This window comes from Chryseobacterium oncorhynchi, assembly GCF_002899895.1.
GTDB lineage: Bacteria > Bacteroidota > Bacteroidia > Flavobacteriales > Weeksellaceae > Chryseobacterium > Chryseobacterium oncorhynchi.
The window spans coordinates 820,389-846,846 of sequence record NZ_PPEI02000001.1 but is presented as its reverse complement, the minus strand read 5'-3'; the positions used below and the strand labels follow the sequence as shown (position 1 = coordinate 846,846).

20 protein-coding genes are annotated in these 26,458 nt (G+C 34.2%); 15 read left to right on the top strand and 5 right to left on the bottom strand.

Features of this window, described 5'->3' with window-relative positions; translation table 11 throughout:
- Positions 1-93: 93 nt before the first annotated feature.
- Positions 94-786 (bottom strand): AIM24 family protein, encoded by a 693-nt coding sequence (locus C1638_RS03930; RefSeq protein WP_109618377.1) that lies wholly within the window; start codon positions 784-786, stop codon positions 94-96.
- A 244-nt stretch (positions 787-1,030) separates the two neighbouring features.
- Between C1638_RS03930 and queA the strand changes: the two genes are divergently transcribed.
- The 6 genes from queA to C1638_RS03895 all read left to right on the top strand — a co-directional run bounded on the left by queA (position 1,031) and on the right by C1638_RS03895 (position 9,232).
- Positions 1,031-2,080 carry a tRNA preQ1(34) S-adenosylmethionine ribosyltransferase-isomerase QueA gene (queA, locus tag C1638_RS03925; protein WP_109618375.1) on the top strand — a complete coding sequence of 350 codons (1,050 nt, stop codon included), beginning with the start codon at positions 1,031-1,033 and terminating at the stop codon, positions 2,078-2,080.
- Positions 2,081-2,186: 106 nt separating this feature from the next.
- A complete protein-coding gene (rlmN, locus tag C1638_RS03920) occupies positions 2,187-3,221 on the top strand; it encodes a dual-specificity RNA methyltransferase RlmN (RefSeq protein ID WP_109618373.1) in 1,035 nt (344 codons plus the stop codon).
- Positions 3,222-3,297: 76 nt separating this feature from the next.
- Positions 3,298-4,242 (top strand): sterol desaturase family protein, encoded by a 945-nt coding sequence (locus tag C1638_RS03915; protein WP_109619075.1) that lies wholly within the window; start codon positions 3,298-3,300, stop codon positions 4,240-4,242.
- A gap of 219 nt (positions 4,243-4,461) precedes the next feature.
- Complete coding sequence (locus tag C1638_RS03910) at positions 4,462-5,340, top strand: hypothetical protein (protein ID WP_109618371.1); 879 nt, start codon at positions 4,462-4,464, stop codon at positions 5,338-5,340.
- Positions 5,341-5,412: 72 nt separating this feature from the next.
- The gene (locus tag C1638_RS03905) at positions 5,413-6,390 is read left to right on the top strand and encodes a polyprenyl synthetase family protein (protein WP_109618369.1); all 978 of its coding nucleotides are present in this window, start codon (positions 5,413-5,415) and stop codon (positions 6,388-6,390) included.
- Positions 6,391-6,799: 409 nt separating this feature from the next.
- Positions 6,800-9,232: an alpha-ketoacid dehydrogenase subunit alpha/beta gene (locus tag C1638_RS03895; protein ID WP_109618365.1), complete on the top strand. Its 2,433-nt coding sequence runs from the start codon at positions 6,800-6,802 to the stop codon at positions 9,230-9,232.
- A gap of 55 nt (positions 9,233-9,287) precedes the next feature.
- On the opposite strand, the gene C1638_RS03890 is transcribed toward C1638_RS03895, so the two are convergent.
- Positions 9,288-9,704 carry a carboxymuconolactone decarboxylase family protein gene (locus C1638_RS03890; protein WP_109618363.1) on the bottom strand — a complete coding sequence of 139 codons (417 nt, stop codon included), beginning with the start codon at positions 9,702-9,704 and terminating at the stop codon, positions 9,288-9,290.
- 163 nt (positions 9,705-9,867) lie between these two features.
- Here C1638_RS03890 and C1638_RS03885 point away from each other — a divergent pair, with 163 nt between their 5' ends.
- Positions 9,868-10,602: a class I SAM-dependent methyltransferase gene (locus tag C1638_RS03885; RefSeq protein WP_109618361.1), complete on the top strand. Its 735-nt coding sequence runs from the start codon at positions 9,868-9,870 to the stop codon at positions 10,600-10,602.
- A gap of 33 nt (positions 10,603-10,635) precedes the next feature.
- On the top strand, positions 10,636-11,370 hold the full coding sequence (locus C1638_RS03880) for an HNH endonuclease (protein WP_109618359.1): 735 nt from the start codon (positions 10,636-10,638) through the stop codon (positions 11,368-11,370).
- 10 nt (positions 11,371-11,380) lie between these two features.
- On the opposite strand, the gene C1638_RS03875 is transcribed toward C1638_RS03880, so the two are convergent.
- Positions 11,381-11,764 carry a winged helix-turn-helix transcriptional regulator gene (locus tag C1638_RS03875; RefSeq protein WP_109618357.1) on the bottom strand — a complete coding sequence of 128 codons (384 nt, stop codon included), beginning with the start codon at positions 11,762-11,764 and terminating at the stop codon, positions 11,381-11,383.
- Positions 11,765-11,929: 165 nt separating this feature from the next.
- Here C1638_RS03875 and C1638_RS03870 point away from each other — a divergent pair, with 165 nt between their 5' ends.
- Entirely contained in the window at positions 11,930-12,991 is a 1,062-nt protein-coding gene (locus tag C1638_RS03870; protein WP_109618355.1) for an NADH:flavin oxidoreductase, read from the top strand.
- 193 nt (positions 12,992-13,184) lie between these two features.
- Here C1638_RS03870 and C1638_RS22245 read toward each other — a convergent pair whose 3' ends face one another.
- Positions 13,185-13,343 carry a bacteriocin-like protein gene (locus C1638_RS22245; protein ID WP_165826494.1) on the bottom strand — a complete coding sequence of 53 codons (159 nt, stop codon included), beginning with the start codon at positions 13,341-13,343 and terminating at the stop codon, positions 13,185-13,187.
- Between the two features lie 251 nt (positions 13,344-13,594).
- On the opposite strand from C1638_RS22245, the gene C1638_RS03865 reads away from it, so the two are divergent.
- Positions 13,595-14,101, top strand: coding sequence for a hypothetical protein (locus tag C1638_RS03865; protein ID WP_123838330.1), 507 nt, complete (start codon positions 13,595-13,597; stop codon positions 14,099-14,101).
- 32 nt (positions 14,102-14,133) lie between these two features.
- Positions 14,134-14,562 (top strand): hypothetical protein, encoded by a 429-nt coding sequence (locus C1638_RS03860; protein ID WP_109618351.1) that lies wholly within the window; start codon positions 14,134-14,136, stop codon positions 14,560-14,562.
- A 108-nt stretch (positions 14,563-14,670) separates the two neighbouring features.
- On the opposite strand, the gene C1638_RS03855 is transcribed toward C1638_RS03860, so the two are convergent.
- Positions 14,671-15,873, bottom strand: a complete 1,203-nt coding sequence (locus C1638_RS03855; protein ID WP_109618349.1) for a C1 family peptidase — start codon at positions 15,871-15,873, stop codon at positions 14,671-14,673.
- Between the two features lie 257 nt (positions 15,874-16,130).
- On the opposite strand from C1638_RS03855, the gene C1638_RS03850 reads away from it, so the two are divergent.
- The 4 genes from C1638_RS03850 to C1638_RS03835 all read left to right on the top strand — a co-directional run bounded on the left by C1638_RS03850 (position 16,131) and on the right by C1638_RS03835 (position 26,261).
- Complete coding sequence (locus tag C1638_RS03850; protein ID WP_109618347.1) at positions 16,131-16,649, top strand: RNA polymerase sigma factor; 519 nt, start codon at positions 16,131-16,133, stop codon at positions 16,647-16,649.
- A gap of 13 nt (positions 16,650-16,662) precedes the next feature.
- Positions 16,663-18,906: a T9SS type A sorting domain-containing protein gene (locus C1638_RS03845; RefSeq protein ID WP_109618345.1), complete on the top strand. Its 2,244-nt coding sequence runs from the start codon at positions 16,663-16,665 to the stop codon at positions 18,904-18,906.
- Between the two features lie 71 nt (positions 18,907-18,977).
- On the top strand, positions 18,978-21,746 hold the full coding sequence (locus C1638_RS03840) for a hypothetical protein (protein ID WP_123838329.1): 2,769 nt from the start codon (positions 18,978-18,980) through the stop codon (positions 21,744-21,746).
- A 3-nt stretch (positions 21,747-21,749) separates the two neighbouring features.
- Complete coding sequence (locus tag C1638_RS03835) at positions 21,750-26,261, top strand: TonB-dependent receptor plug domain-containing protein (RefSeq protein ID WP_109618341.1); 4,512 nt, start codon at positions 21,750-21,752, stop codon at positions 26,259-26,261.
- The last annotated feature ends 197 nt before the right edge of the window (positions 26,262-26,458 follow it).

Here is a 26,458-nt window from a genome sequence, read left to right as displayed (position 1 = left end):
GGATAATTTCCAAGTCTTATATTCTCTAACTTCTTAAAAAAAAACTGTCTCGGAAGAATCCAAGACAGCCATTTTATATTATACTACTTATGCTTATTTCTCCATAAGATAAACCTCTTCATAAGGCTGGATCAGAACCCATCCGTGTCCTGAAAATTTCATTTGAAACTCTTCACCACTTCCTCTTCCAATCAGGCTTTTAAAAGAAACGTTGGTTTTAAGTTCTGGGCTTAGATTTCCGGACCATGCAACAGTGGCATTAGGATCTGTGAAAACGGGAGTATCCGGAGTTACCAGCAAGGTGAGAGGATCGCCGTGAGTAGTGATGGCGATGTGACCGGTTCCGGAAAGCTTTACCTGAAAAAGGCCGCCAGACATCATTCCTGCAATGCTTTTAAGCATCGTGATATCACTTTTTACACTTTGCTCATGGGCTAAAACATCATTGCCGTTCACGCAGACAGATTCATTGTTCAAGTAAAGAATACGTACTTTCTTACCAGAATCTGCAACATACAGCTTTCCGGTTCCTTCGGCTTTCATCAGTTTACTACCTTCTCCGCTGATTGCTTTTTTCAAAAGGTTACCGATACCGCCTGACAACATTCCTTGTCTTTCAAAATTAATATTTCCAACATAGCTTACCATGCTTCCTCTTTTTGTCCATACAGCCTGATTATTCAGGTTGATTTCTAAAAGGTGTTTCGTTTCCAGCTCGAAATAATCTCTTTGTTGCGGATTCTCCTTTGTTTCGTTAATGAATGCTTCAATTGAATATTTGCTCATAGTTATGATTTTATGTCTGTTGGTGTGGAGAATATCTATAAAGTAAATTTTGCTTACAGATTCAACCAACTTATTTTTAATTTGGGACTAAAATAATCTTTTTTTGTCTAAAAAACTCCCGCGTAGTCAGTGTTTTACATTTGATTGTAAATAATACTTGACAAAGGGGTATTCAATGTCGTATATTTGCACTCCGAAAATTACACCTTGTAATTTCAATAATTTTTAAACCGTAATTTAAAAAATGAAAACATCAGATTTTAATTTTGATCTTCCTGAGGAATTATTAGCAGAACATCCATCAGAGCACAGAGACGAAGCTAGATTAATGGTTCTTGATAGAAAAACACAAACTATCGAGCACAAATTATTCAAGGATGTAGTGGATTATTTTGATGAGAAAGATTTGTTTATCTTCAACAATACTAAGGTTTTTCCTGCACGTCTTTATGGAAATAAAGAAAAAACAGGTGCTAAAATCGAGGTTTTCCTTTTAAGAGAGCTTGATAAGGAAACCAGAGTTTGGGATGTTTTGGTAGATCCGGCAAGAAAAATCAGAATTGGTAACAAATTATTCTTCACTGAAGATGAATCTTTGGTAGCTGAGGTTATCGATAATACAACTTCAAGAGGAAGAACATTAAGATTCTTATTCGACGGTTCTTACGATGAATTCAGAACTAAATTAAAGGAATTAGGAGAAACTCCACTTCCAAAATATATCAAAAGAGCAGTAGAGCCTGAAGATGCAGAAAGATACCAGACGATCTACGCTAAAGTGGAAGGGGCAGTTGCTGCACCTACAGCTGGTCTTCACTTCTCTAGACACTTAATGAAAAAATTGGAGATCAAAGGGATTGATTTTGCTGAGGTTACACTTCACGTAGGATTAGGAACTTTCAACCCAATTGAGGTAGAAGATCTTTCTAAGCACAAAATGGAATCTGAAGAGATCATCATTGATGAGAAAAATGCTGCTATTATCAACAATGCAGTAGAATCTCACAGAAGAGTTTGTGCAGTAGGTACTACAACAATGAGAGCTTTGGAAACTTCTGTTTCTTCAAACAAAAAAATCTCTGCTTTCAATGGTTGGACAAATAAATTCATTTATCCACCTCACGATTTCGGAGTAGCTAACACAATGATCACAAACTTCCATACACCGAAGTCTACATTGATCATGATGATTGCAGCATTTGCAGGAAGAGACTTTATCATGCAAGCTTATGAAGAAGCCGTAAAAGAAAAGTATAAATTCTATTCTTACGGTGACGCAATGTTAATTCTATAAATTATGTATTGATGTAGAATGTACAAAGTCCAATGTGTTTTTTAATTAATATAATAAATACGTCGGTTTATTACTTTGTACATTTTACATTATACTTTTACAATAAATGAAAGATATCCGTATATTATCTCTAGATCAGCTTAAAGATTACTTTGTGTCTTTAGGAGAAAAGCCGTTTCGTGCGAAACAGGTCTATGATTGGCTATGGAGTAAAAACCTCCATTCGATTGATGAAATGACGAATCTTTCGAAACCTCTTCGTGAAAGAATCGCTGAAGAATATACCATTAATCCCGTTTCTGTAGATCTTCTTCAAAAAAGTTCTGACGGAACCATTAAAAATGGAGTGAAACTTCACGACGGACTGTTAGTAGAATCAGTTCTTATCCCAACAGAAACAAGAACTACTGCTTGTGTATCTTCACAGGTAGGCTGCTCACTAAACTGCGAATTCTGTGCTACAGCAAGACTAAAAAGAATGAGAAATCTTGAAGTTGCTGAAATTGTAGATCAGGTTGCGCTTATTGACAGCCAAAGCAGAATGTATTTTGACAGACCGCTTTCTAATATCGTATTCATGGGCATGGGAGAACCAATGATGAACTACAAAAATGTAGTGGAAGCGATTAGAAAAATTACCCAACCTGAGGGCTTGGGAATGTCTCCAAGAAGAATTACCGTTTCTACATCCGGAATTCCAAAAATGATCAAAATGCTTGCTGATGATGAACTCCGTGTGAAACTGGCATTGTCCCTTCACTCAGCCATCGAAGTAAAACGTAATGAGATCATGCCTTTCTCAGATAAATTTCCATTGACAGACATCATGGAATCGCTTCAGTACTGGTATCAGAAAACCGGCTCAGTGATCACTTTTGAATACTGTGTATGGAAAGGAATTAATGATGGGGATGAAGATATTAAAGCTTTAATAAAGTACTGCAAACAGGTTCCTTGTAAGGTAAACCTTATTCAATACAACCCGATTGGTGATGGAAAGTATGACCAGTGCAACAAACAAGCAGAGGAGAATTATATCCGTCAGCTTGAAAATGCTGGAATTACAGTAATGGTCAGAAGAAGTCGTGGAGGAGATATTGATGCTGCTTGCGGACAATTAGCAAACAAAACCACCGATTAAAATTTCCTTAAAAAGACCTTAACCTTTCCTTAAGACATAACCGAAAGCCCTACCTTTGCACAAATTTTTTGTGATGATGGAGAGTTTAATGAGCGAGAATGGTTTAGAACATGTATATGCATGGTCAGTTCCGTTATTTGCTATTGTTATTTTAGCTGAAATGATTTACAGCCACGTTTCAGAGGCGAAATTATATAATGGAAAAGATCTTGCAACAAACGTTTACCTGGCGTTGATGAATTTTGGTCTTGATCTTATTATGAAGACATTTGCCATGGGGGTGATGTTTTTCTTTTATAATCACAAACTTTTTTCATGGGATCTTAGCATTTGGTACCTGTTGGCTTGTTTTGTTGTTACAGATTTTGCCTACTATGTCCTACATTATGTGGATCATCGTTCCAGAGCATTTTGGGCTGTTCATATTACTCACCATAGTTCAGAATACTTTAACCTTACAACAGGATTCAGAAGTCCGGTATTACAACCGCTTTACAGATACCTATACTTCTCTCCATTGGCATTTTTAGGATTTAGTCCTTGGCACATTATGGTTGCCTATGCAATAGGACAGGTGTATGGAACATGGGTGCATACACAAACTGTGAAGAGCATGGGGGTTTTAGAATATGTTTTAGTAACACCCTCTCACCACCGTGTACATCATGCTTGTAACATTAAGTATCTAGATAAAAATATGGGTATGTGTTTGATTATCTGGGATAAAATATTCGGAACTTTCCAAAAAGAAGACCCCAATATTCCTGTGAAATATGGAATCTATCCAAAAATGCCGGACAACAGACCTGATACCGTTCTCTTTTATGAATGGAGAAAGATCTGGAAAGATATTAAGCAACCTGGATTAAAATTTACTGATAGAGTCAACTATATTTTCAATTCTCCAGGATGGAGACATGATGGTACCGGGAAGACGGTGAGACAATATCAGAAAGAATACTTTGCAAAACAGGCGAGAAAAGAACAAGAGAAAAACCTGAAAGAGCAGAAAACTGCTTAATTTAAAATTAAAAATCAATAAAATCTATAGGAGAGACGGGCTTTTAAGCTCGTTTTTCTGCTGTATAGGGATTAGAAATGATGAAAGGCAATAGAGTTGAGAGCCTAAACGGATGGAATTGCAAAAATTGTTCATCTGTTCTGATTCAAATCTAATATCATCAAGCACAATCTCCCTCGAAATCTCCTTATTTAAAAATAAAACTCATAATTTTACCTTATGAAAAGAACACTTCTGTTATTGGCTTTTCTTGCCTTTCAAACTGCATTTTCTCAACAGGCGGATTTCCTGAAAATAAAAAAATATAGAATCAACTATTTGGATAATAAAATTCAGGAGACTTCCGGATTGAATTTCTTTAATGGAAAATTGTACACCTTTAATGATAGTGGAAATGCTCCAGAACTGTTTGAAATCAATAAAACTTCAGGAGAAGTAGTAAAGACTCTAAAAGTGAATGCCAGAAATACTGATTGGGAAGCCTTGACGAATGATGGAACTCATTTTTATATAGGAGACTTTGGAAACAATGACGGAAGCAGAAGACATCTTACCATTTATAAAGTTCCTTTTCAGGGAGACAGCCTACAAAATGGGCAAGTCAAGGAAATTAAATTTCATTATCCGGAACAAACTGATTATAAATCCACCTACTTTAATACAGATTATGATGCGGAGGCCATGGTTTATACCAACGGAAAACTTCATCTTTTCACAAAAGAATGGGCTTCAAAAGCAACTGTACATTACGTAATAAACCCTGAATTAAATGAAAAACAGGATGCTGTAAAAGCAGAAACCTATAAAACGAATTTTATGGTAACCGATGCTGCCTATTTTGAGAAAAAACTCTATTTAGTTGGGTATACCAAGAAGACAGAAGTCTTTTTAGATGTTTTTACTGAAACCGAACCGGGAATATTCTTTAAAGAAAGACCAAAGCATTATTACTTGGGAAGTTCCTTGTCAATAGGGCAGATTGAGGGTGTTGCTGTAGATGAAACCGGAATATATCTATCCGGAGAAAAGTTCAAATCTCCGTTGGGTAGTACAAAGCCATCACTTTATTTTGTTCCAAAAGAGCAACTCAAGGATTAATTTTTCTTAAAATTGAGTGAAAAAAATTATCTTTGTGAGAATTAATAATTATTCATCCAGCATTCGCAGATTGTGGCAAATACCGTAGAAGAAATCAAGCAACCGATCAATGAGGAAATGAAACTTTTCGAGCAAAAGTTTTATGAATCGATGCAGAGTAAAGTCCCTTTGTTAGACAAGGTAACTCGTTTTATTGTTACTACTAAAGGGAAACAGATGCGTCCTATGTTTGTATTTCTTTGTGCCAAGTTGGTAGGAGATGTTACAGAAAAGACCTATCGTGGAGCTTCTATGATAGAATTAATTCATACCGCTACATTAGTACATGATGATGTAGTAGATGAAAGTTTTAAGCGTCGTAATTTTTTCTCCATTAATGCGTTATGGAAGAATAAAATTGCGGTTTTGGTAGGAGATTACCTTTTATCAAAATCAGTCTTATTGTCTACAGACCATAAAGATTATGACTTGCTTGGAGTGATTTCAAGAACAATCCGTGAAATGTCCGAAGGGGAGCTTCTTCAATTGGAGAAAGCCAGAAAATTAGATATAACGGAAGATGTTTACTATGAAATTATTCGGCAAAAAACAGCAACTTTAATTGCTGCGTGCTGTGAAATTGGAGTTCTTTCCAACAGTACAGATGAAGTTCTTGCTAAAAAAATGTTAGATTTCGGAACCTATACAGGAATGGCTTTCCAGATTAAGGATGACCTTTTCGATTACTTAAGTTCCAATGTGATTGGTAAACCCGTAGGAATTGATATTAAAGAACAGAAAATGACACTGCCTTTAATTCATACCTTGAAAGTAGCGGATGAAAAGAACAGAAAATACTATTTTGATACCATCAAGCGTTATAATAACAATCCCAAAAGAGTAAAAGAACTGATAGAATTTGTTAAAAATTCCGGTGGCTTGGAATACGCGATTACAGTGATGAAAGATTTTCAGCAGAAAGCAAAGGATATTCTTAATGAATTTCCCGATTCTGAAGCAAGGAGATCTTTACATATTATGCTGGATTATGTAATTGAGCGAAAATTTTAAATTAAATAATTTTAAGGGTTACAATAATAACAGCTAGGACTATACAAAATAAAGCGATTAAAAATAAATAATCCGCAATAGTCTCAAACGTGTATTCCCGCTTTTTATTTCTCGTTCTGATAGCCAGGAACGAAAAAAAGCAGCTGCATGCAAAAAGAAGGCAGGCAAGACCTGCAAATTCGTCTAAATACGTATTGCGGCTGATTTTAGTGATTTTCAGAGAAGTAATAATAATCAATGAAAACCCTAAAAGATTACTAGATGCGTTCAGTATATGAGGTGATTTCTTTTCCATCTTTACAATTTTTTTTATTATCAAATTTTTAAAAAAGATTATTAAAAATTAAAATTAATTTAAAAATTGTATATTAGCAAAATACTTGAAGAATAAAAACTTTTTTACTTAGCTATGCAAACAACCTATATTGAAACACAGCAAATATCCTTTCAAGATTTTAAAAATCAGATACTTGAAGATTACAAGTTAGGAAGGATTTCTCGTGAAATGTCTTATCTCGGAAGGAGAGAAGTACTTACCGGAAAAGCTAAATTCGGAATTTTTGGGGATGGTAAGGAGCTTCCTCAGCTGGCAATGGCGAAGGTTTTCAGAAATGGAGACTTCCGTTCAGGGTATTATAGAGACCAGACTTTTGCATTAGCAATAGATGCCTTAACAGTAGAAAGTTTCTTTGCGCAGATGTATGCAGATACAAGCGTGGAAAGAGAACCTGCTTCAGCTGGAAGACAGATGAATGGACACTTCGCAACAAGAAGTTTAAATGAAGACGGAAGTTGGAAAGATCTTACAGCACAGAAGAATATTTCTTCAGATATTTCTCCTACAGCAGGGCAAATGCCAAGGTTATTAGGATTAGCTCAAGCATCTACCATTTATAAAAGTGTGAAATTTGACGGTTCAGAAAAATTCTCAAAAGAGGGTAATGAAATTGCTTTCGGAACCATTGGGGATGCATCTACAGCAGAAGGTCATTTCTGGGAAACATTAAACGCAGCATGTGCGCTTCAGGTTCCTATGATCGTTTCAATCTGGGATGATGGATATGGAATTTCAGTTCCTACAAAAAACCAGAGAGCAAAAGCTGATATCAGCGAAATGTTAAGCGGTTTCCAAAGAAAAGAAGGAGAAAACCAAGGATGTGAGATTATTCAGGTGAAAGCTTGGGATTATCCTGCATTATTAGATGCCTATGCTAAAGCAGAGCATTTTGCAAGAACAGAAAGCGTTCCTGTAGTGGTTCATGTAATAGATGTTACTCAACCTCAAGGGCACTCTACATCAGGATCTCACGAAAGATATAAAAATGAAGCACGTCTTACTTGGGAAGCCGAGTTTGATGGATTAGTGAAATTCAGGGAGTGGATTCTTAACTATTCTATCGAAATTGAAGGAAAAGAAGAAGTTATTGCTACTACCGAAGAATTAGATGCAATTGATGAAGAAGCAAAAAAGAAAGCTAAGACAGGGCAGAAAGCAGCTTGGGATAATTATCAGAACGCAATCAAGGATTTAGTTCAGTCTATTCTACCTCTAGTAGAAAACCTTAAAGGGCAGAATGCTGAAGTAGAAACTTATATTACTCATTTCAATAAATTAGTTTCAAAAGCTAAGAAAGATGTATTCCATTTAGCAAGAAAAGCTTTATTGGCTACAAGAGGAACAAACTCTGCAGAGAGAAACCAATTGATGCAGAAGTACAATGAAGTAGCAGAAGTAGAAAAAGACAACTACTCATCTCACCTATACTCTCAATCTGAATGGAAAGCTGAAAATATTCAGGAAATTAAGCCTGTATACTCTGACAGTTCTGAAGATGTAGACGGAAGAGTTGTAATCAGAAATAACTTTGATAAAATCTTTGAAAAATATCCTGAAACATTAATTTTTGGTGAAGATACCGGAAACATCGGTGACGTAAACCAAGGATTGGAAGGAATGCAGGAAAAATACGGTGCTTTACGTATTGCTGATACAGGAATTCGTGAAGCTACAATTCTTGGACAGGGGATTGGTATGGCAATGAGAGGGTTAAAACCTATCGCTGAAATCCAGTATCTGGATTATGTTCTTTACTGTTTACAGGGTATGAGTGATGATTTGGCAACCGTACATTACAGAACTAAAGGAGGTCAGAAAGCTCCATTGATCATCAGAACAAGAGGTCACAGATTAGAAGGAATCTGGCACTCAGGTTCTCCAATGGCAGGAATTCTTAACCTTTCAAAAGGTATTTTAGTATTGGTTCCAAGAAGTTTAACTAAAGCAGCTGGTTTCTATAACACAATGCTTCAGGCAGACGAACCGGCAATCATTGTAGAATGTCTGAACGGTTACAGATTAAAAGAAAAACAACCTGATAACCTAGGTGAATTCACTGTGCCTGTAGGTAAAATCGAAGTTACAAAAGAAGGAAAAGACGTTACATTAGTTACTTATGGTTCTACATGGAGAGTGGTAACTGAAGCTGCTAATGAATTAGAAAAACTAGGAATTTCTGCAGAAGTTATCGATATCCAGTCATTAATTCCTTTCGATTTATCTCACGAAATTGCTGAAAGCGTTAAGAAAACGAACAGATTAGTAGTGATTGACGAAGATGTGGAAGGAGGGACAACAGGATTTATCCTACAGCAGATTCTTGAAAAGCAAAAAGCTTTCAGATATCTGGATTCAGATCCGTTGACAATCTCTGCAAATGATCACAGACCTGCCTATGCAAGTGATGGAGATTATTTCAGCAAGCCATCTACAGACGATATGGTAGAAAAGATCTACGCAATGTTTAATGAAACAAACCCTCAGAAATATCCTTCGATATTCTAATTGGGATTAAAATAATATCAACAAAGGCTTTCAGATTTCTGAAAGCCTTTGTTTTTTAATCTTCTTCAGCCAAAGTAATCCTTAGTTTATTCAGCGTACTCATTAAAGTGATACTGGCAGTTAATTCTACAATTTCACGTTTAGAAAAATGTTCAGTAAGTTTTTTCTTGATTTCATGCCAATTATCAGTATTGTTGGTTATAGCTTCAGCCCAGCTTAAAACAAGCTTTTGTTGATCATTGAAGACTTTGGTGTGCTTCCAGCCCGGAAGCCTGTTAATAATATCCTGATCAAAGCCAAAGTTGGATAATTCTTTTGCATGATAACTACAACAATAAGCACATCCGTTGATTTGAGATACACGTAGTTCTGCCAAGGCAATAAGCTTTTCATCAATGCCCGATTTCCTAATGCTTGTATGAGCTTTATACAGGTTTCCAATGGTTTCTTTAGCGATATCTTTATAATTCATAATGAAAAATTTTTATGCAAAGTTGCATCAGAAACAATTCAAAAACCATATACTTACATTTTGGTTCTATACTTACCTTTTTGAAAGTGCTTTTTAAAATAAAGTGAATTTTATTGCAGAATAAGTTTGTAAATTTGAAAATCAAGAGATATCAAAAACTACCATGAAAATTACCAAATTAGTTATTCTATTCAACTATAAAAAAATCCTGCTTGGAGTTGTTGTCTCCATTCTTCTTTTGATGTTGTCATTTCAGCTTCATTCCGATGTTTTTACCTGGTTATTATGGGGATTGAGTATTCTTATTGTTTTAAATATTATAGCATCTCTAGTTGCTTCTTATTGGCTTTATGACCATTCTGATCTGTATGAACTCAATAATTTAGAAGACACCGTCAACTGGAACAAAATTGAAAATGCAGTCCTTATCCATGCTAGTTTTGATCCTTTATCCATGCGGTTGGAAGAGAAATATCCTCATTTGAAACTTACGGTTTGTGATATTTATGGAAACAGACATGAACATGAAAGTGGTATTGAAGTTTCTAAAAAAACGTTTCCCCCAAATCCCAAAGAAATAAAAATTGCTGTAGAAACATTACCGTTTGAAGACGAATCTCAGGATGTAATTCTTGCCGTGACCGCTCTCCATGAAGTTCTGGACCACCAGAAAAGAGTTTTGTTCTTTAAGGAAGCTAAAAGGGTTTTGAAGAAAGGAGGACTCATTGTTGTTTCAGAGCAATTTAGAGATACGACCAATTTTATTTTCTTTAATATCGGAGCATTTCACTTTTTAAGCTGGAAACAATGGAAAAACGCCATTGCGCCCTCCGGATTGAAAATAACAGAGAACAAAAAGATCACACCTTTTGCCAATATGCTGATTATAAAGAAATAATATATAAGCTAATTTTACATTTAAAAATATTCCATGAAAAATCCTAGATGGCATAGAGATGAATTAATTTTAACTTTAAATCTATACTATGAGCTTGATTCTAATTTATTCACCAAAACTAACTTTCAGGTTATAGAGCTATCAGAAAGATTAAATAAACTACCAATATATTCTGAAGAACAAAGAAAGTTGAATTTCAGAAGCCCGAGTGGTGTAGCAATGAAATTAAGTAATTTTATGGCTATTGATGCAGATAATGAAAATCAAGGACTATCCAGTTATTCTAAGCTAGATGAAGAAACTTTTAATGAATTTTATAAAAAAGGAAGTGAATTGAAACGAATTGCTAATTTGATTTTAGATTCAATCCTTGAAAAAGAAACATTAATTAAGCTTTATAAAATTGAAGATGAGATTGATAGCTCTGTTAAAGAAAGCTTTGAAGGTGAGATTTTATATAAATTACATAAACTAAAGGAGAGAGATAGTGGATTAATAAGGACTAAAAAGAATAATGTGCTAAAGGAAAAAGGAAAATTAGAATGTGAAGTTTGTAATTTTGATTTTCATGAAAAATATGGAGAAATTGGATATGAATTTATTGAATGTCATCATATAAAACCTTTGTCAACTTATGAATCTAGACAGAAAACAGCATTAGAAGACTTAGCAATTGTTTGTTCAAATTGTCATAGAATGCTTCATCGAAATGTAGAAGATATGTCAATTGATAAATTAAGACAAATTATTAAAAATAAGATTATATAGAAAAAGGCTATCAAACATTGACAGCCTTTTTCGTTTTATTATCTACCAGACTACAATCCTTATCGTATAGTCCTTTTACTTGATATTTTGCCTCCCATTCTTCCAGTAAATATAAAATTGGAAGCAATGCCAATCCTTTTTCGGTAAGGGAATATTCAACTCTTGGAGGAAGTTCCTTAAATTCTTCACGGATAATCAATCCATCGCTTTCCATTTCCCTCAATTGATCAGTCAATACCTTTCTGGAGATTACATTAATGCGTACAGCAAGCTCTCCAAAGCGTAATTTTCTGTCCTTAATAACCAGAACAATGATGGGTTTCCATTTGCTTCCCAAGGCGGCCATTGCCTTGCCCAGCGGACAGCTGTATTGCATTAATTCATTCTTTTTCATAGGGATACGTTTTTTTTAAACTATATAAAACCGAAATCTCATACGTTACTTTAATGTTACTAATGTAAGTTACTGCGAAGTTACCACTATTTTTTCAATGAAAGATACAAAAACGAACTATTATTAGTTACTTTGTGTAACAATTATAAAATACAATTTTAAATTATGAGTACATTATCATTATTTAAACCGTTTCAATACAAGAATCTAGAGCTTAAAAATAGAATCGTAATGGCTCCAATGACCAGAGCACAATCTGACAATGGAGTTCCTACCCAGAACATAGCAGACTATTATGGAAGAAGAGCAGCCTCAGAAGTAGGACTAATTCTTTCTGAAGGAACTGTTATCAACAGACCAGGATCAAAAAACTTACAAAATATCCCGGATTTCTACGGAACAGAAGCTTTAAACGGCTGGAAAAATGTAATAGACACTGTACATCAGAATGGTGGTAAAATGGGACCACAGATCTGGCATGTAGGAGATACCAGAATGTCTGAAGATTATCCTTTAGTTCCAATGGAAAAGGCTTCAACGATGACTATTGAAGATATTCAGGATACAATCGCACAATTTGCAGCTTCTGCAAAATCTGCAAAAGATCTAGGGTTTGATTGCCTTGAAATTCATGGTGCACATGGTTACCTCATTGATCAGTTTTTCTGGGAAGTAACCAATACAAGAACTGATGAATACGGGGGCAAAACCTTAAAGGAAAGAAGCCGATTTGCTGTAGATGTAGTGAAAGCTATCAGAGCAGCAGTAGGAGAGGACTTTACCATTATTATCCGTCTTTCACAATGGAAGCAGCAGGATTATAAGACTAGGTTAGCTTTTACACCCAATGAAATGGAAGATTGGTTGTTACCATTAAAAGAAGCCGGAGTAGATATTTTCCATTGTTCACAGCGTCGTTTTTGGGAACCGGAATTTGATGGTTCTGATTTAAACTTTGCAGGCTGGGCTAAGAAAATTACAGGGCAACCAACCATTACAGTAGGTTCTGTAGGATTAAACGGAGATTTCTTAAATGCTTTTGCAGGTCAGGGAACAGAAAAAACAGACCTTACAGAGTTGATGAGAAGACTTGATAATGAGGAGTTTGATCTTGTTGCCGTAGGACGTGCTATTTTACAGGATCACCAATGGGTAAAAAAGATCAAGGACGGAAAGGTTGAGGAACTTTTAGACTTTTCAGCAGAAAGTATGAGCGTATTATTTTAATATGAATTGGAGAAGAATGAATAGGCTTTGCAGATAATTTTTTACAGCATAATTTATTCTTTTGTAAAGCGAAATTAATTATTCATCCATCATATTAATCAGCATAATTCACTTTATTTTATATTTAATTTTCACCTATTTATTAAGAACCGGTCTTCAGAATTTCTGAGGACCGGTTTTGTAATTTTAAAATCTACCTACATCCAAGTGCTGCAGATTCGCAGGTCCAGTAGGCAGGAAAGCCATCCTCAGCTTTATGACGGCAAGCAATTTGTCCGCCTTCACAGGAAGGAGCATTTCCACCATTGATTTTTCTCAATTCTGATTTTCCTAGTTTCTTTAGATTTTTCATTTATAATAATTTGTTGATCATTACAAATGTAGTATTTTTTGATAATTCAGCAATACTTTTCGCGAATTAGTGAGATAATTATAAAGAGATTTATGGTAATGTATTTTTTCCTTTATTTGTAGGCTCATTATCTTTAAATAAGTTTGCAACAATTTCAGATAAATTTTCAGAATAAAAAAAGGGAATAAAATTTTGTTGTAGTATGGCATAAATCCAAACTATGCTCAAGAGGTTCTAAAAAATTAAAAACTATGATGAAAACACTGTTGACAATAATGATGTCACTATTTCTATTTTCCTGTGATGGCCAACAAAAAGAAAAGCAACAATCTGTACCACTGGCAGGAAGAGCAATATCTGAGATTTCTGTAAAGGCAATTGAAGGAGTATGGTCTTCAAGTTGTAAAGCAAGAAACCGAGTGTACATCTCATCAGTAATCACCAGTGCTCAATTTACTGTACTGGAAAGATTCTCTATGAATGCTGATCTTAAAAAGGTGGGAATTAATAAATATGAACTTTATTTCACCGATTTTCCTCCCATTATCCCTTTACCAAAAGAGATGAAAAATTGGGATAACATGGACAGAAAAAAACCTGTTGGTTATTTTGAATTTATTGATGAATCCAGAATAAACCTAACCTGGTTTGGTTTTTATTATAAAAAGACAGGAAAATATATTCAAATAGAAAATCCATTTAATCATAAAGAAAAAATGGCTCACCTTATCAAATGTCCGGATACAATTACATTATAAATACACAATTTTTAATCATTTAAATGAAGCCCATGAAATATTTCGTAAGCCTATCTTTTTCATTATTAACCTGCTTATTATCGTGTCAAAAAGCAGAAAGGAAGTCACCATTGACTCAAAATTCAGATAAGAAAGTAAAGGCGGATACTATAATCACTAGCTCTACAATATTGATGCTGAGCCCTGATGAAGCGGAAATTGCAGATATTAAGAAAAAACAGGGAGAAGACAATTTCTATACAATTGCTGATGATGCTAATTATTATTCTGCAGAAATAAATGAAGCAGCTCCCGATAAGATCATTTTTACAGATCATAAAATAATTGAGTTTCCAAAGGAAAAATATGTTTTTGATAAAAAAGAATCTCAGAATAAATGGTTGATCATTGATTATAAAGCAGGTTCTAAGCCTAAAATATATTCTCTGGCAGATTACTTTCTCCATCTGACGGGAAAATAACCTATAAGACATATTCATAAAAATAAACGCGCTTCCAAACTTATGGAAGCGCGTTTTTAACAGATTTAAATATCTAAAACTGTCATCAAAAATGACAGAAGTGATTTCTTATAAACCAATATTCTTGGTTGGCTTTAATTGCTTAAGGATGCTCTTTGGAATTGCATTCTTGTGAACCAAAATAGCCGTTGATTTGTACTCAACATATGGTCTTGATACATAAAGATATCCTGCGAAGTCATTCGTTACTCCCCAAGAGTTTTTTACCATATAATATTCTTTACCAGTCTGATCTTTTGCCAAACCTACGATGTGCATACCGTGGTCATCCGTCGTAGAAAGGTTGTTAAGAGCTTTCTGACGCATATCTTCAGTGATGGTTTTATCTTTTTTAGGCTCTGTAAACAAAGTCTGTTTGTTTTCTGCATTAATTTGCTCTAGATCCATATCCGGAACATATGCTACACCATTTTTGTATGAGAAATACGGCTCAGAAACGTCTGTTGCCCAACCAATAGAATATCCTTTGTTTACTGCGTTGTCAACAATTGCAGTAAGATCTTTCATAGGAACGTTCCAGTCAGAATCGTGGCTCCAGTTATCAGGAATTGGAACTACAAATTTCTGGTAGTATGGATAGTCTTTATAAGAAGATAATTCTACATAATCTTCAGGATTAATTCCCACGACTTCCTTAGCAAATGTTTTAGGAGTGTAGTTTTTCCCTTCATAAGTGAAGTTAGCAGGTACTTTTCCTAAATATTCATCAAGAATAGCATCTACAGAATCCATCCAGTTGTCAGAAAGCTTTCCTTTAGAAGAAGCCTGAACAAGACTGTCAAGAACAGGTTTTAATTTCCCCTGCATGTCCTTGAAGTTGTTAGTTGTCTGTCCGGCTTTCAACCCTGAATACGCGTCCTGAGGAACAGCACCATATTTTTTGTACATATTGATAACGTCGTGAAGTTCTCCACCGTCACCCCAACTGATAGCTCCATTATTTAAAACGTATAACTTCGCTTTATCATGGTAAGAATTTCTTGCTGTAAAAATTTCAGCAAGATCCACAGGCTTTTTGCCCATTCTCTGCATTTCAGATTCAAGGAATGAATTTCCGGAGTAGCTCCAGCAAGTTCCTGATGAACCTTGGTTCTTTACAGAAGTTGCACCAACGTCTTTTAGTGTGGTGAACTGGAAATTAGCATTTTGTGAGTGGTTGTTTTTTAACTTATTGATTAAGTCATCTTGGGCAAACATCATACTTCCTGCAGACAAAACAAAAAGTAATGATGCAATTTTCGCATTTTTCATTACTATAAAAAGATTATTTCATTAATAGTCGTTACTAGTAGAGATTTGTTACAAGAGGAAAAGTTAAATTTGAAATTAAAAAAATGTTGAAAAATAAAAGTACTGAAAGGCAAAATCTTATAAAGACTAGAATGGTAGAATATATGAATTAATCTATTTGTTCTTTTTGTGATTTTACAATTTTATATCAAAAAAAGTTTATTATGTTTCCAACCCTCACGAAAGTTCCAGCATCTATACTAATATAACTCCTGACTATGGAACGAGAATTATTACTAGAATGCCAACGTAGCGACCGCAATGCACAGCGGAAAGTCTATGAGAAAATGGCGGGCAAGCTGTACTCCGTCTGCAGACGCTATTTAAAAAACGATGAAGATATAGAAGAAGTATTGGCAGATACATTCTACAAGATCTTCACAAAAATCAATCAGCTTCAGAATTCTGATACCTTTGAACCTTGGGCAAAGAAAATTGCAATTAATGAATGCCTTCAAAAATTAAGAGCTAATAAGGCCCTTCATATTTCCCTGGATGAAAACTTTATGGGTGCTTCAGAGGGAACGGTAGAAAATATTTCTTTTGAGAAAGATATTCTAAATCTAATGAATTTTCTTCCTGAAGGTTGTAGAGCAATTTTTAATCTATTTGCCATCGAGGGATATCCACATAAGGAAATAGCTTCGATGCTTTCCATCAGTGAGGGAACATCAAAATCCCAGCTCAATTTTGCCCGAAAAAAACTACAGGAACTTTTGGTAAATCAAAACATTTAAAACTTTTACAACAATGGAAAATAATCATATAGATCAAAAATTCAATGAAGCTTCTAAGCTTTCAGACGAACCAACGGTTTTTCCCAGTTTTGATAAAGTTTGGGGTAAGATTGAAGAAAAACTGGATAAAAAAGAGGAAAAAAAGAGAATCATTCCTGTCTGGTTTCCATATGGGATTGCAGCTAGCTTGATGATTGGTTTGGGTGCCTTATACTTTCTAAATAAAAATAATACTGTAGAGTCTGTAAAACCTGCAATAGTGGAGATCAGAAGTTTACAGGAACAAGTTGTAAGTACCCATGTTGCAACTATAGACAGCATAACAAAGGATAATATTCAAAGAGAAAAAGAGAAAAACAAGTCTAATCCTATTGTAGAGAAATTAGCGGTTAATAGTAATCCTGTTCCCATACCGTTAAAAGCACCAAGTGCTCAATCTGTATTTCTACCGCCGCCTATTCAACGCCATTTAGAAACTTCAGATAGGGCTATTGAAGAGGTTGTAATCACTGGATATGGGAGTAAAAAGAAAGAACCGATAAGTACTGCTTCTAGTGAGGTAAGCATAGCAAAAGAACTAGGTGGTTATGTTGCAGGAATATCCATTTCTAAGTCAGGAAAAGATGGAAGTGTATCTATTAGAGGACTAAGCAGTATAAGTGAAAGCAGTCATAAACCTTTGGTTGTGGTGAATGGTTTACCTGTAAATCCAGAAGCTTTAAGTGTTATAAAACCGGAAAGGATTAAAGATATAAAAGTTCTTAAAAATGAAGAGGCATCAGCATTATTTGGAAGCAGAGCAGGCAATGGGGTAATTATTATAAGAACAAAACGTTTACGAGGAGCTGAAAAAGCAAAATTTGAAGAACTTTCTTCAAAAAGTATCGAGGAATTACCAAAGAAACCCATAGAAAAAGAAAAAGAGCTCCCAAAAGCAGGGCTACTTACCGCTGGAGAAGTGAATGATTTTTCTAAATGGAACTATTGGAAAGATATAGCAGTACCAAGCCTTGATCAATATAAAAATATCTGGAAGTTTTTTGCTGATAGGAGAGTTTCTGTACAATTGGTAAATAAGGATAGGAAACCGGTTGTAGGAGAAAGAATAAAGCTATTAGATGATAAGAAAAATGTAATCTGGGAGGCTGTTTCAGATAATTTAGGAAATGCAGAATTATGGATCAATCCGATGACTAACGAAAATTCAGATTCCCGAAAGTATTATTTATCTGATGCCGCAGACCAGATTTTAAATAACGATGTCACGGAGTTCAAAAATGGACAAAACCTGATTGTTATGAATAAATCATGTCTGGAAAAAAGGATATTGGATTTGGCTTTTGTAGTTGATGCAACAGGTTCTATGGGAGATGAGATTTCTTATTTACAATCTGAGTTGTTGGATGTCTTAAGAAAAGTTGAAATCAGTTTGAAAAATACAGAAGTAAGATATGGCTCTGTATTCTATAGAGATAAAGGAGATGAATATATTACCCGAAAATTTGACTTTTCTGATAAAGCAGAGAGCCTAATAGAATTTATCAAGCAACAAAAAGCTGCGGGGGGAGGAGATACTCCGGAAGCTGTAGTAGAAGCAATGCAGGTTTCCATTGATGAATTGAAATGGAGCAGTACAAATTCTACCAAGATTTTGTTCCTTATTTTGGATGCACCGCCACACCAATCAGAAGAAAATGTCCGAAAATTATATGATAAAATAAAAGATGCTGCTAAAAAAGGGATTACCATTATTCCTTTAGCTGCAAGTGGTACCAATAAGGAAACCGAATATTTAATGAGAAACTTTGCGTTACTCACAAATGGAACCTATACATTTCTGACCAATGATAGTGGGATAGGAAATAATCACATTAAACCTACTATCGACTCCTATGAAGTTGAAAAATTGAATGATCTATTACTAAGGATAATCCTCCAAAGAGCAACTCTTCCGGAGTGTAGCAAAGGAATTTCTAATGAAAATATCAATAAAAAAATGGAAACGGAAATAAGCAACCAAGTAGACTTCAAAACAGTAGTTTTCCCAAATCCGACAAAAGGAATGATCAAAATAAAATCACCGAATATAATTGATGAACTGTTTATTTATGATCTTGCAGGTAAAATTATTATGAAAAAGGAAAATTTAGATGAAAGCAAAAATACTATTGATATGACATCATATCCAGAGGGAATCTATTTGATCCGAATTCGGACCAATATGAGTTGGGAAACCTTTAAGATCATTAAAAAATAATACTAAAAAATGAAAAAGAAATTTCTCCGGGAATTTCTTTTTTCCTTATTTTGAGAAACATTACCATGAAGATGAAAAAAAACTATTTACTGCTGCTGCCGTTTACGATTACGGTATTGCAGGCACAAGACTCGAATTTATATTATTCAGGAAAATTTTTAAACCAGAAAAATAAAGCAGAGAACTTCCTAAAAGTTTATAATAAAAACAGTGGAGTCTCTGAATTTACCGATGCTGAGGGGTTTGCTATCATTGCTGCCAAACCCTACGATACTTTAGTATGGAATCAAGGTAAGAATACCGAGGTAGTTTCATCATATAAGTTAAGTGAATTAAAAAATATTCTGAAAAATCAGGTAGATAATAAAAAGGTTGAAAATATTTATAGCAAGGCATACTACAGCCAGGTTTCAAAGAAAGACATTGACGAATTTAGCATAGATAATACTAAAACAATTTTAAGCAAACATTCTGACAAAGACTTTAATGGCATAAGAAAACTGAAGGTAAGAAAAGACAGTACTTATATCCTGAAAAAACTAAGTCAATGGACATTAGTAGTGAACGGTAACTTTACTTCTTCTATGGATATTAAAAGCCATAATGCTATTCCGGCAACCCAGGGCAGATATGTTCAAGGAAGATCAGAGAACGGCAACCTTGCCTGGAAAGGCCCTGAAACAGATGAAATGTTTAGTTTCGGACCGGATATTTCTACACTGGCATTTGATGGCCAGTCTTATAAGTATGATCAGAATGGAAAGCTGATTAGCTGGACTGATGGGCTTAAACAGGCAAAAGGATATAACAATAATCTGTTTAAAGCTATGGTTGGGAATAGTAATCAACTGAGTATAAATACCATCATTAAAAGAGATTATGTCGAGAAGCTTAGGCTTACACTTGATCTTAGACAGCAAAAAAATCAATTATATTTCATCGATCAGTTTAATCTGACTAATTCCTTTAAAACAAAACTCAAAACAAATTTTGGAGGTTACATCGTGGACTTTTCATTTAATTATGAAGAAAATAAAGCTACAAATGCCAATAGAATTGGGCTTTTTAATAGGATATATCAAAATTCATTACTGACTCCCATTTCGTTTTCAAACGAGCAGCAGGCATTGCTAAATGATGGATCGCAGAGGAGGTACAGTCAATATGCTGATAACCCATCTTTTCTTTCTATGCAGAATGATAAATACCGTTATCAAACTCGTCAGAGGCAGTTTGGTCTTAATGCTAATAAAAGCTGGGGAGATTTTAAATTAGACATAATTCAATCCTATGAAAATAATTTTCTTTGGAATCTGGATCAATATCAGCCATCTACCTATGGTTTCATCAATGGAATCTCCAACGAAAGAACTCAGAATAACAGCTTGTATCATTCCAATATAAAAGCAAGCTATGAGTTTGGGAACTATAGTTTTAATAATATATTTAATCTTAATTTTATCCTAAATGATATAAAATCTGATGTTTACAATAGTTTTGTCAATAAAAAGTATATCTATCAAAGAACTTCTCAGGATTATATTTTTAATTATAATATGGAAATTCAGGATGGTGATTTTAGAGCTAATTTCAATCTTGGAAATTCATTTTACATTTCCAATACTTCAAATAGGAATAATTATTGGCTTCCAAAAGCTGCAGGTTATATAAGGTTTGATAATATTTTTAATTGGAGAAATTATGACTTTAAAGTTTCAGGAAGCTATATTCATCAGAGTACGGAACCTGAGGTTACAAAATCATATGCTTCCTATGGAACTACTTTGTTGAAAGCAGAAAATTATTATCAATATTTTCCAGTACAGGAAGCTGAAGGTTTCAAAGGGCTATCCAATATCAATACAAAAGAGTGGAAGATTGGAGGTAAACTAAACTTTGGGTATTATATGAGTCTTGAGGGTGAGTACTTCAATAAGAAAATCACAGATGATGTTTTTCCCATATTTGAAAATAATCAGTTAAAAATAAAAAATATGGCAGATCATACCTACAGTGGGTATGAATTCAACTTTGCATATGATGGATTGCGTTTAGGAAACTATTTTTTTATTACCAATAAAATTTCATTTTTTAAATATAAAGATATTGTAAATCAAGTTGCTTATGGTTATAATAATAACGCAGTCTCTGGTTTTCAGGATATTTATAAAACCCTTACAGAGGGGCAGGTTTTGGGAGCTGTAATGGGAAGTTATTTTGAGAGAAACCCTGATGGACAATTGATTATTGATGATTCTGGTTTTCCTAAAAGAGGAGAAGGTATGAAAGTTATAGCAGATCCTACTCCTGATTTTGTCATGAAATTCAATCACAGTTTATCTTACAAAAAGTTTTCACTGGATATCAATTGGGAGTGGAAAAAAGGAGGTCAGCTTTGGAATGGTACACAGGCAGTTCTTGATTATTATGGCCGCTCTTATGATTCCGGAGAAGAAAGAAATATTAAGAATTATGTTTTTCAGGGAGTTCATGCTAACGGAAATATCAATCAAACTCCGGTAGATTATTATGATCCTCATCGGAATGTTCAGGAAAACAAATGGTCCAGATATGGTTATTTGGGAGTGGCAGAAAACTATGTACAAAAAGCGGATTATGTAAGGATCAACAATATTTCTGTATCTGCCAATTTTCCTATTAATAATACCCGGAGGTCTCTAAAGTTGACATTTTATATAAATAACATTGTGCTTTGGCAGGCCAATAAGGGAGTGGATCCTAATCAGAACTTTTATGACACAGATAATGGAAAAGGGTTGGATTTTTTCAATCTTCCATCCTTTAAAACATTTGGTTGCATTGTTTCATTTAAATTTTAACCCATGAATCTCAAATTTACATCATATATCATATTGCTGAACCTGTTGCTTTCATCAGTACTTTTGAAAGCTCAGCATTCATTTCAGGATTTTGAAAAAGAGAAAACCTACATTCAGACCAATCATATCTTCTATAAGCCCGGTGAAGAAATGTACTTTAAAATATACGTAGTAAAAGGTACAGACAACCTTCCAGCAGAAGACAGCAAGATTGTTAATTTTGAAGTCATTGATCCAAGTGGAAGTGTCCTGAAAAAAGAAAAGTATGAAGTTATTAACGGGTATGCGCAAGGGAATTTTTCTTTCGCAGATGATATGAAAGGCGGAATTTACAAGATCAGGGCTTATACTAACTGGATGCAGAATGAAGACGGTAAAAATGCCTTTGAAAAAGAAATTACCCTACAGAAAATTGTATCACCGAGAATTTTAATGAAGCTTGATTTTCCTAAAAAAGGATATGGGCCCGGTGATGAAGTGACAGCAGATTTTTCCATGAGAAGTTTGAATAATCTGCCTATTCCTTTCTATGAGGCAGATTATATGGTGATGCATAATGGAGAAACCGTTTCAGAAGGAAAGATTATCACAGATAAAGAAGGGAAATTTCTATTAAAGTTTAAACTTCCTAAGGTTTTGAAATCTTCAGATGTACTTCTGAATATCAAGGTCAATTTTGATGGGTTTACAGAATCTATTTCAAGAAATATACCTATTGTTTTGAATAATCTGAATGTAAAATTCATGCCCGAAGGAGGTACTTTTATCAACGGGATAGAGCAGAATATTGCCTTTAAAGTTCTGGATGAATTTGAAAAACCAGTGGATGCTGTTTTGGGTATCTACAACCAGAATCATGAAAAAGTAGAAGAGGTTTCTGCTTATAATTTTGGAATGGGAAGTTTCCTTTTTACCCCTAAAAAAGGAGATAATTATTACGCAAAAGTAATAAGACCGGAAAACATAATTCAGGTTTATAATCTCCCTGTAGTAAAAAATGATGGTATAACGTTAAACATCAGGACAGAACGCAATATACTTTTATTTAAAATAGTTTCTACCCACGAAAAGAAAATTGTTTTAAAGGGAAATTTCCGTGGAAAAGAAATTTACAGCAAAGAATTGATATTAAAAAACGGGATCAATTCATTTGAATTACAGGAAAAAGAGCTTCCAATTGGAATTTGCAGATTTACTATATTGGAAAATAATATTCCTCTTGCAGAACGTGTTGTTTTTACCAATAAAAACCAACAAATGAATGTAAGAATAGTACCAGTAAAGAAATTTTACCAGCCAAGGGAAAAAGTAATTCTGGATATTGAAACTACAGATGAAAACAGTAAACCTTTGCCGGCAAACCTCGCAATCAGTGTGGTAGATGATAAGCTTTGGACATATGCTGATGATAAGCAAAATCATATCCTTTCGTGGCTGCTGATGGATTCCGAATTGAGAGGGAAGATTGAAAAACCGCAGTTTTATTTTGACAAAAAAGAAGAAAAAGCAGATAAAAGTTTAGATCTTGTCATGCTAACCAACGGGTATCGATATTTTGAACCTATCCCTGAAGTTCTTAAAACAGGTAAATACAAATTTCTTCCTGAAAAGAAAGGAACAGTATACGGAGTTGTAGAGGATGAAAATAAAAAGCCTGTAAAGGCCAATGTTTTTCTTGTAGAAACATCCCACGGACAGATTCTTAAACAAACAACGGCAGAAAACGGTAAATTCTACTTCTCAGGCATGGGGGATAATGATTCATATAAAATAATAGCTAAATCCTTTCAGCCAAAGCATAAAATAAATATAAAAATTCTATCTTATAATCTGGATATTAACCCTTTGGTTAAACAGAAGCTTAGCAATATAGATGTAGAAGAGATCATAAAAGAAGCTGAAATCAAGGAGAAACCAAAGGAGGTACTAACAAAAAATTCTACACAATTTAAGAAATCTGACTCTTCTTATTATAAGGATAGTGACAAAATGATTGAAGAAGTTGTTGTTGTAGGGTATGGTATGAATAAAAAAGCTACTATAGCGTCTGTAAGCGTTGTCAAAAGCTCTGAAATCAATGAACCTAATTTAGGATATTTATTACAGGGGAAAGTAGCTGGTGTTACAATAACACCTACAGGAGGTGAGTCGGCTGGAAATATTAGGATTAGAGGAATTGGTTCATTAACCAACAAAAGTCCATTGTATGTTTTAGACGGAATACCAGTAGAAAATTTTAATACAATGATCAATCCCAGCAATATTAATAGTGTTACTGTATTAAAAGATGCTGCAGCTACATCCATCTACGGAAGCAGGGCTGCCAATGGTGTTATTATCATTAATTCTTTTATGAATAGTCTGACACAAATGCAATTAGATATTACTCCCAAATCTTATTTTGCAATCATGGCAATACCAAGCAATAAGATTGCCAGCTATGAAACAAGTCGTGAATTTGCTTATCCTGAGTATAAAACTACCAATACTTCTTACAGATTTGATTATAGAGAAGCCCTTTACTGGAATCCGGTAGTAGAAACAGACAAAAATGGTAAAGCAAAAATTGAATTTTATAACTCTGATGCTAACACGACATTTAGAGTCATTACAGAAGGAATTGCGGCATCCGGACTTTTAGGAAGAGATGAAACTACGTATGCGGCACAAAGTCTTATTTCAATTGATACTAAAATCCCACAATATCTTACAAGAACTGATGAAATCACCATTCCTGTTGTTATTAAAAACAATTCCCAGCAAACACGAACAATGACGATGGATGTTATTGTTCCCAACTATGTAAAACTGATGAAAGCTGACAGTTTGATTACTCTGAAACCCTTGGAGTCAGGAAGATTGTTCGTCAAAATGCAGACCGATGAAGTTGTGAATTCCAATATTCAGTTTACAGTAAGATCAGGAGAATTCCGGGAAACGATGATTCTTCCATTGAAAGTAGAAGAAAAAGGTTTTCCACATTACTATTCAAAAATCAATAATAATACTGAAGATATAAAGTTCAGTATTCCGGAATATATTAACGGTAGCTTCAATTCATCCTATTATGTGTTTGAGAATATTGGCCTGCAGATGTTTGAGGATCTGGAAAGATTGAAAAAAGAACCATATGGATGTTTTGAGCAACTTTCATCCACAGTTTATCCTAATATCTTTATTCTGGATTATTTAAAATCAAGCAAGAAAATTGATAGCTCTACAGAGAATCTGGTGATTAAAAATCTGAAAAAAGGATTCCAAAGAATGCTGAGCTATAAAAATAAGGATGGTGGCATCGGATATTTCAGTACTGCTGAATCAGACATAAGTCTTTCTGCATTTGCTCTAATGGAGTTTACAGATCTGAAAAAGTATGTAGTTGTAGATCCAAAGCTTATTCAGGGACTTTCCACGTTTATTTTGTCAAAGAAAAATAGGAACGGGCTTTTCGAAGTACGAAAGGAATATGAATCAAGAACAGCTCCTTATTCTGAACGTTCATGGTCCAGAAATATGTATGTTGTGTATGCACTATCAAAAATTGGCTTTAAAAATGAAATTGAAGATACATATCAGGTGACATTAAAAAGAGCTTTATCAACAAAGGACTCTTATCAATTGGCTTTGTTGGCTAATGCTTCTGCTCACTTAGGAAAATCTAAAGAATACAATGATTTGATGATAATTTTGAATAAACAATTTGAAGATCAGAATTTTAAAACTGAAACAACATTTACTGGTTCAGGTGGAATATCTGCCAATGCAGAAACACTTTCTCTTTATATGATAGCATTACAGAAAGATGAAAAGCTAAATCAACCAAGAATTATCGAAACTGTCGATAAACTTTTGAGTAATAATGGACATTACGGATTTGGTTCCACTCAGGCAACAAGCTTAGCCATACAAACCCTATCCGAATTCTTTTCAAAAAATGAAAAACTTTATGGAAATGATAAGCCTACTATTAAAATAAATAATGTAGTTGTATCACCTAATATAAGTATTGCATCTGTTTATAAATCAGGTCAAAACCAGATTGATATAGACTATTATCCACAGAAAAAAGGACTCCCTTACAAGTTAGAATATGAATATTATACCTTACAAGCTCCTGCAAGTTCTGATATTCCTTTAACCTTGGAAACAAAGCTTAAATCTGAAAAGTCTATAGTGGGGGATACAAACAGGATGACTGTGACTGTTAAAAACAAAATCAATGGTCAACTGCCAATGACGGTTGCCAAAATTGGTATTCCTGCAGGATTGACTTTGCAGAGCGCTCTATTAAAAGATTTGATTGATAAAAAACAAATTTCTTACTATGAGATTTTTGACAACTATCTTGTGTTATATTGGGAACATTTCGATGCAGAAGAAACCAAAACCATTCAGCTTGATTTAAAGGTAGAATTTGCAGGAAGCTATACCGGAAAATCCAGTAATGTATACCTTTATTATATGCCGGAATCAAAATATTGGAATCAGGGAATAACCACAAAAATTAATCCATAGGTAACATGTATTAATATAAATCAAAGCCGTTTTACAACCTGTAAGACGGCTTTATTCTTTCTGTAGAATATGTTGAAAATCTTTATTATAGAAGATTGAACGGTCTGCTTTTAGGAGAGAGAAATATAATTTTAAATTAATTTTCAAAAATTATTGAAAATTCAAAAAATATAATTACATTTGTATCAGAATCTTAA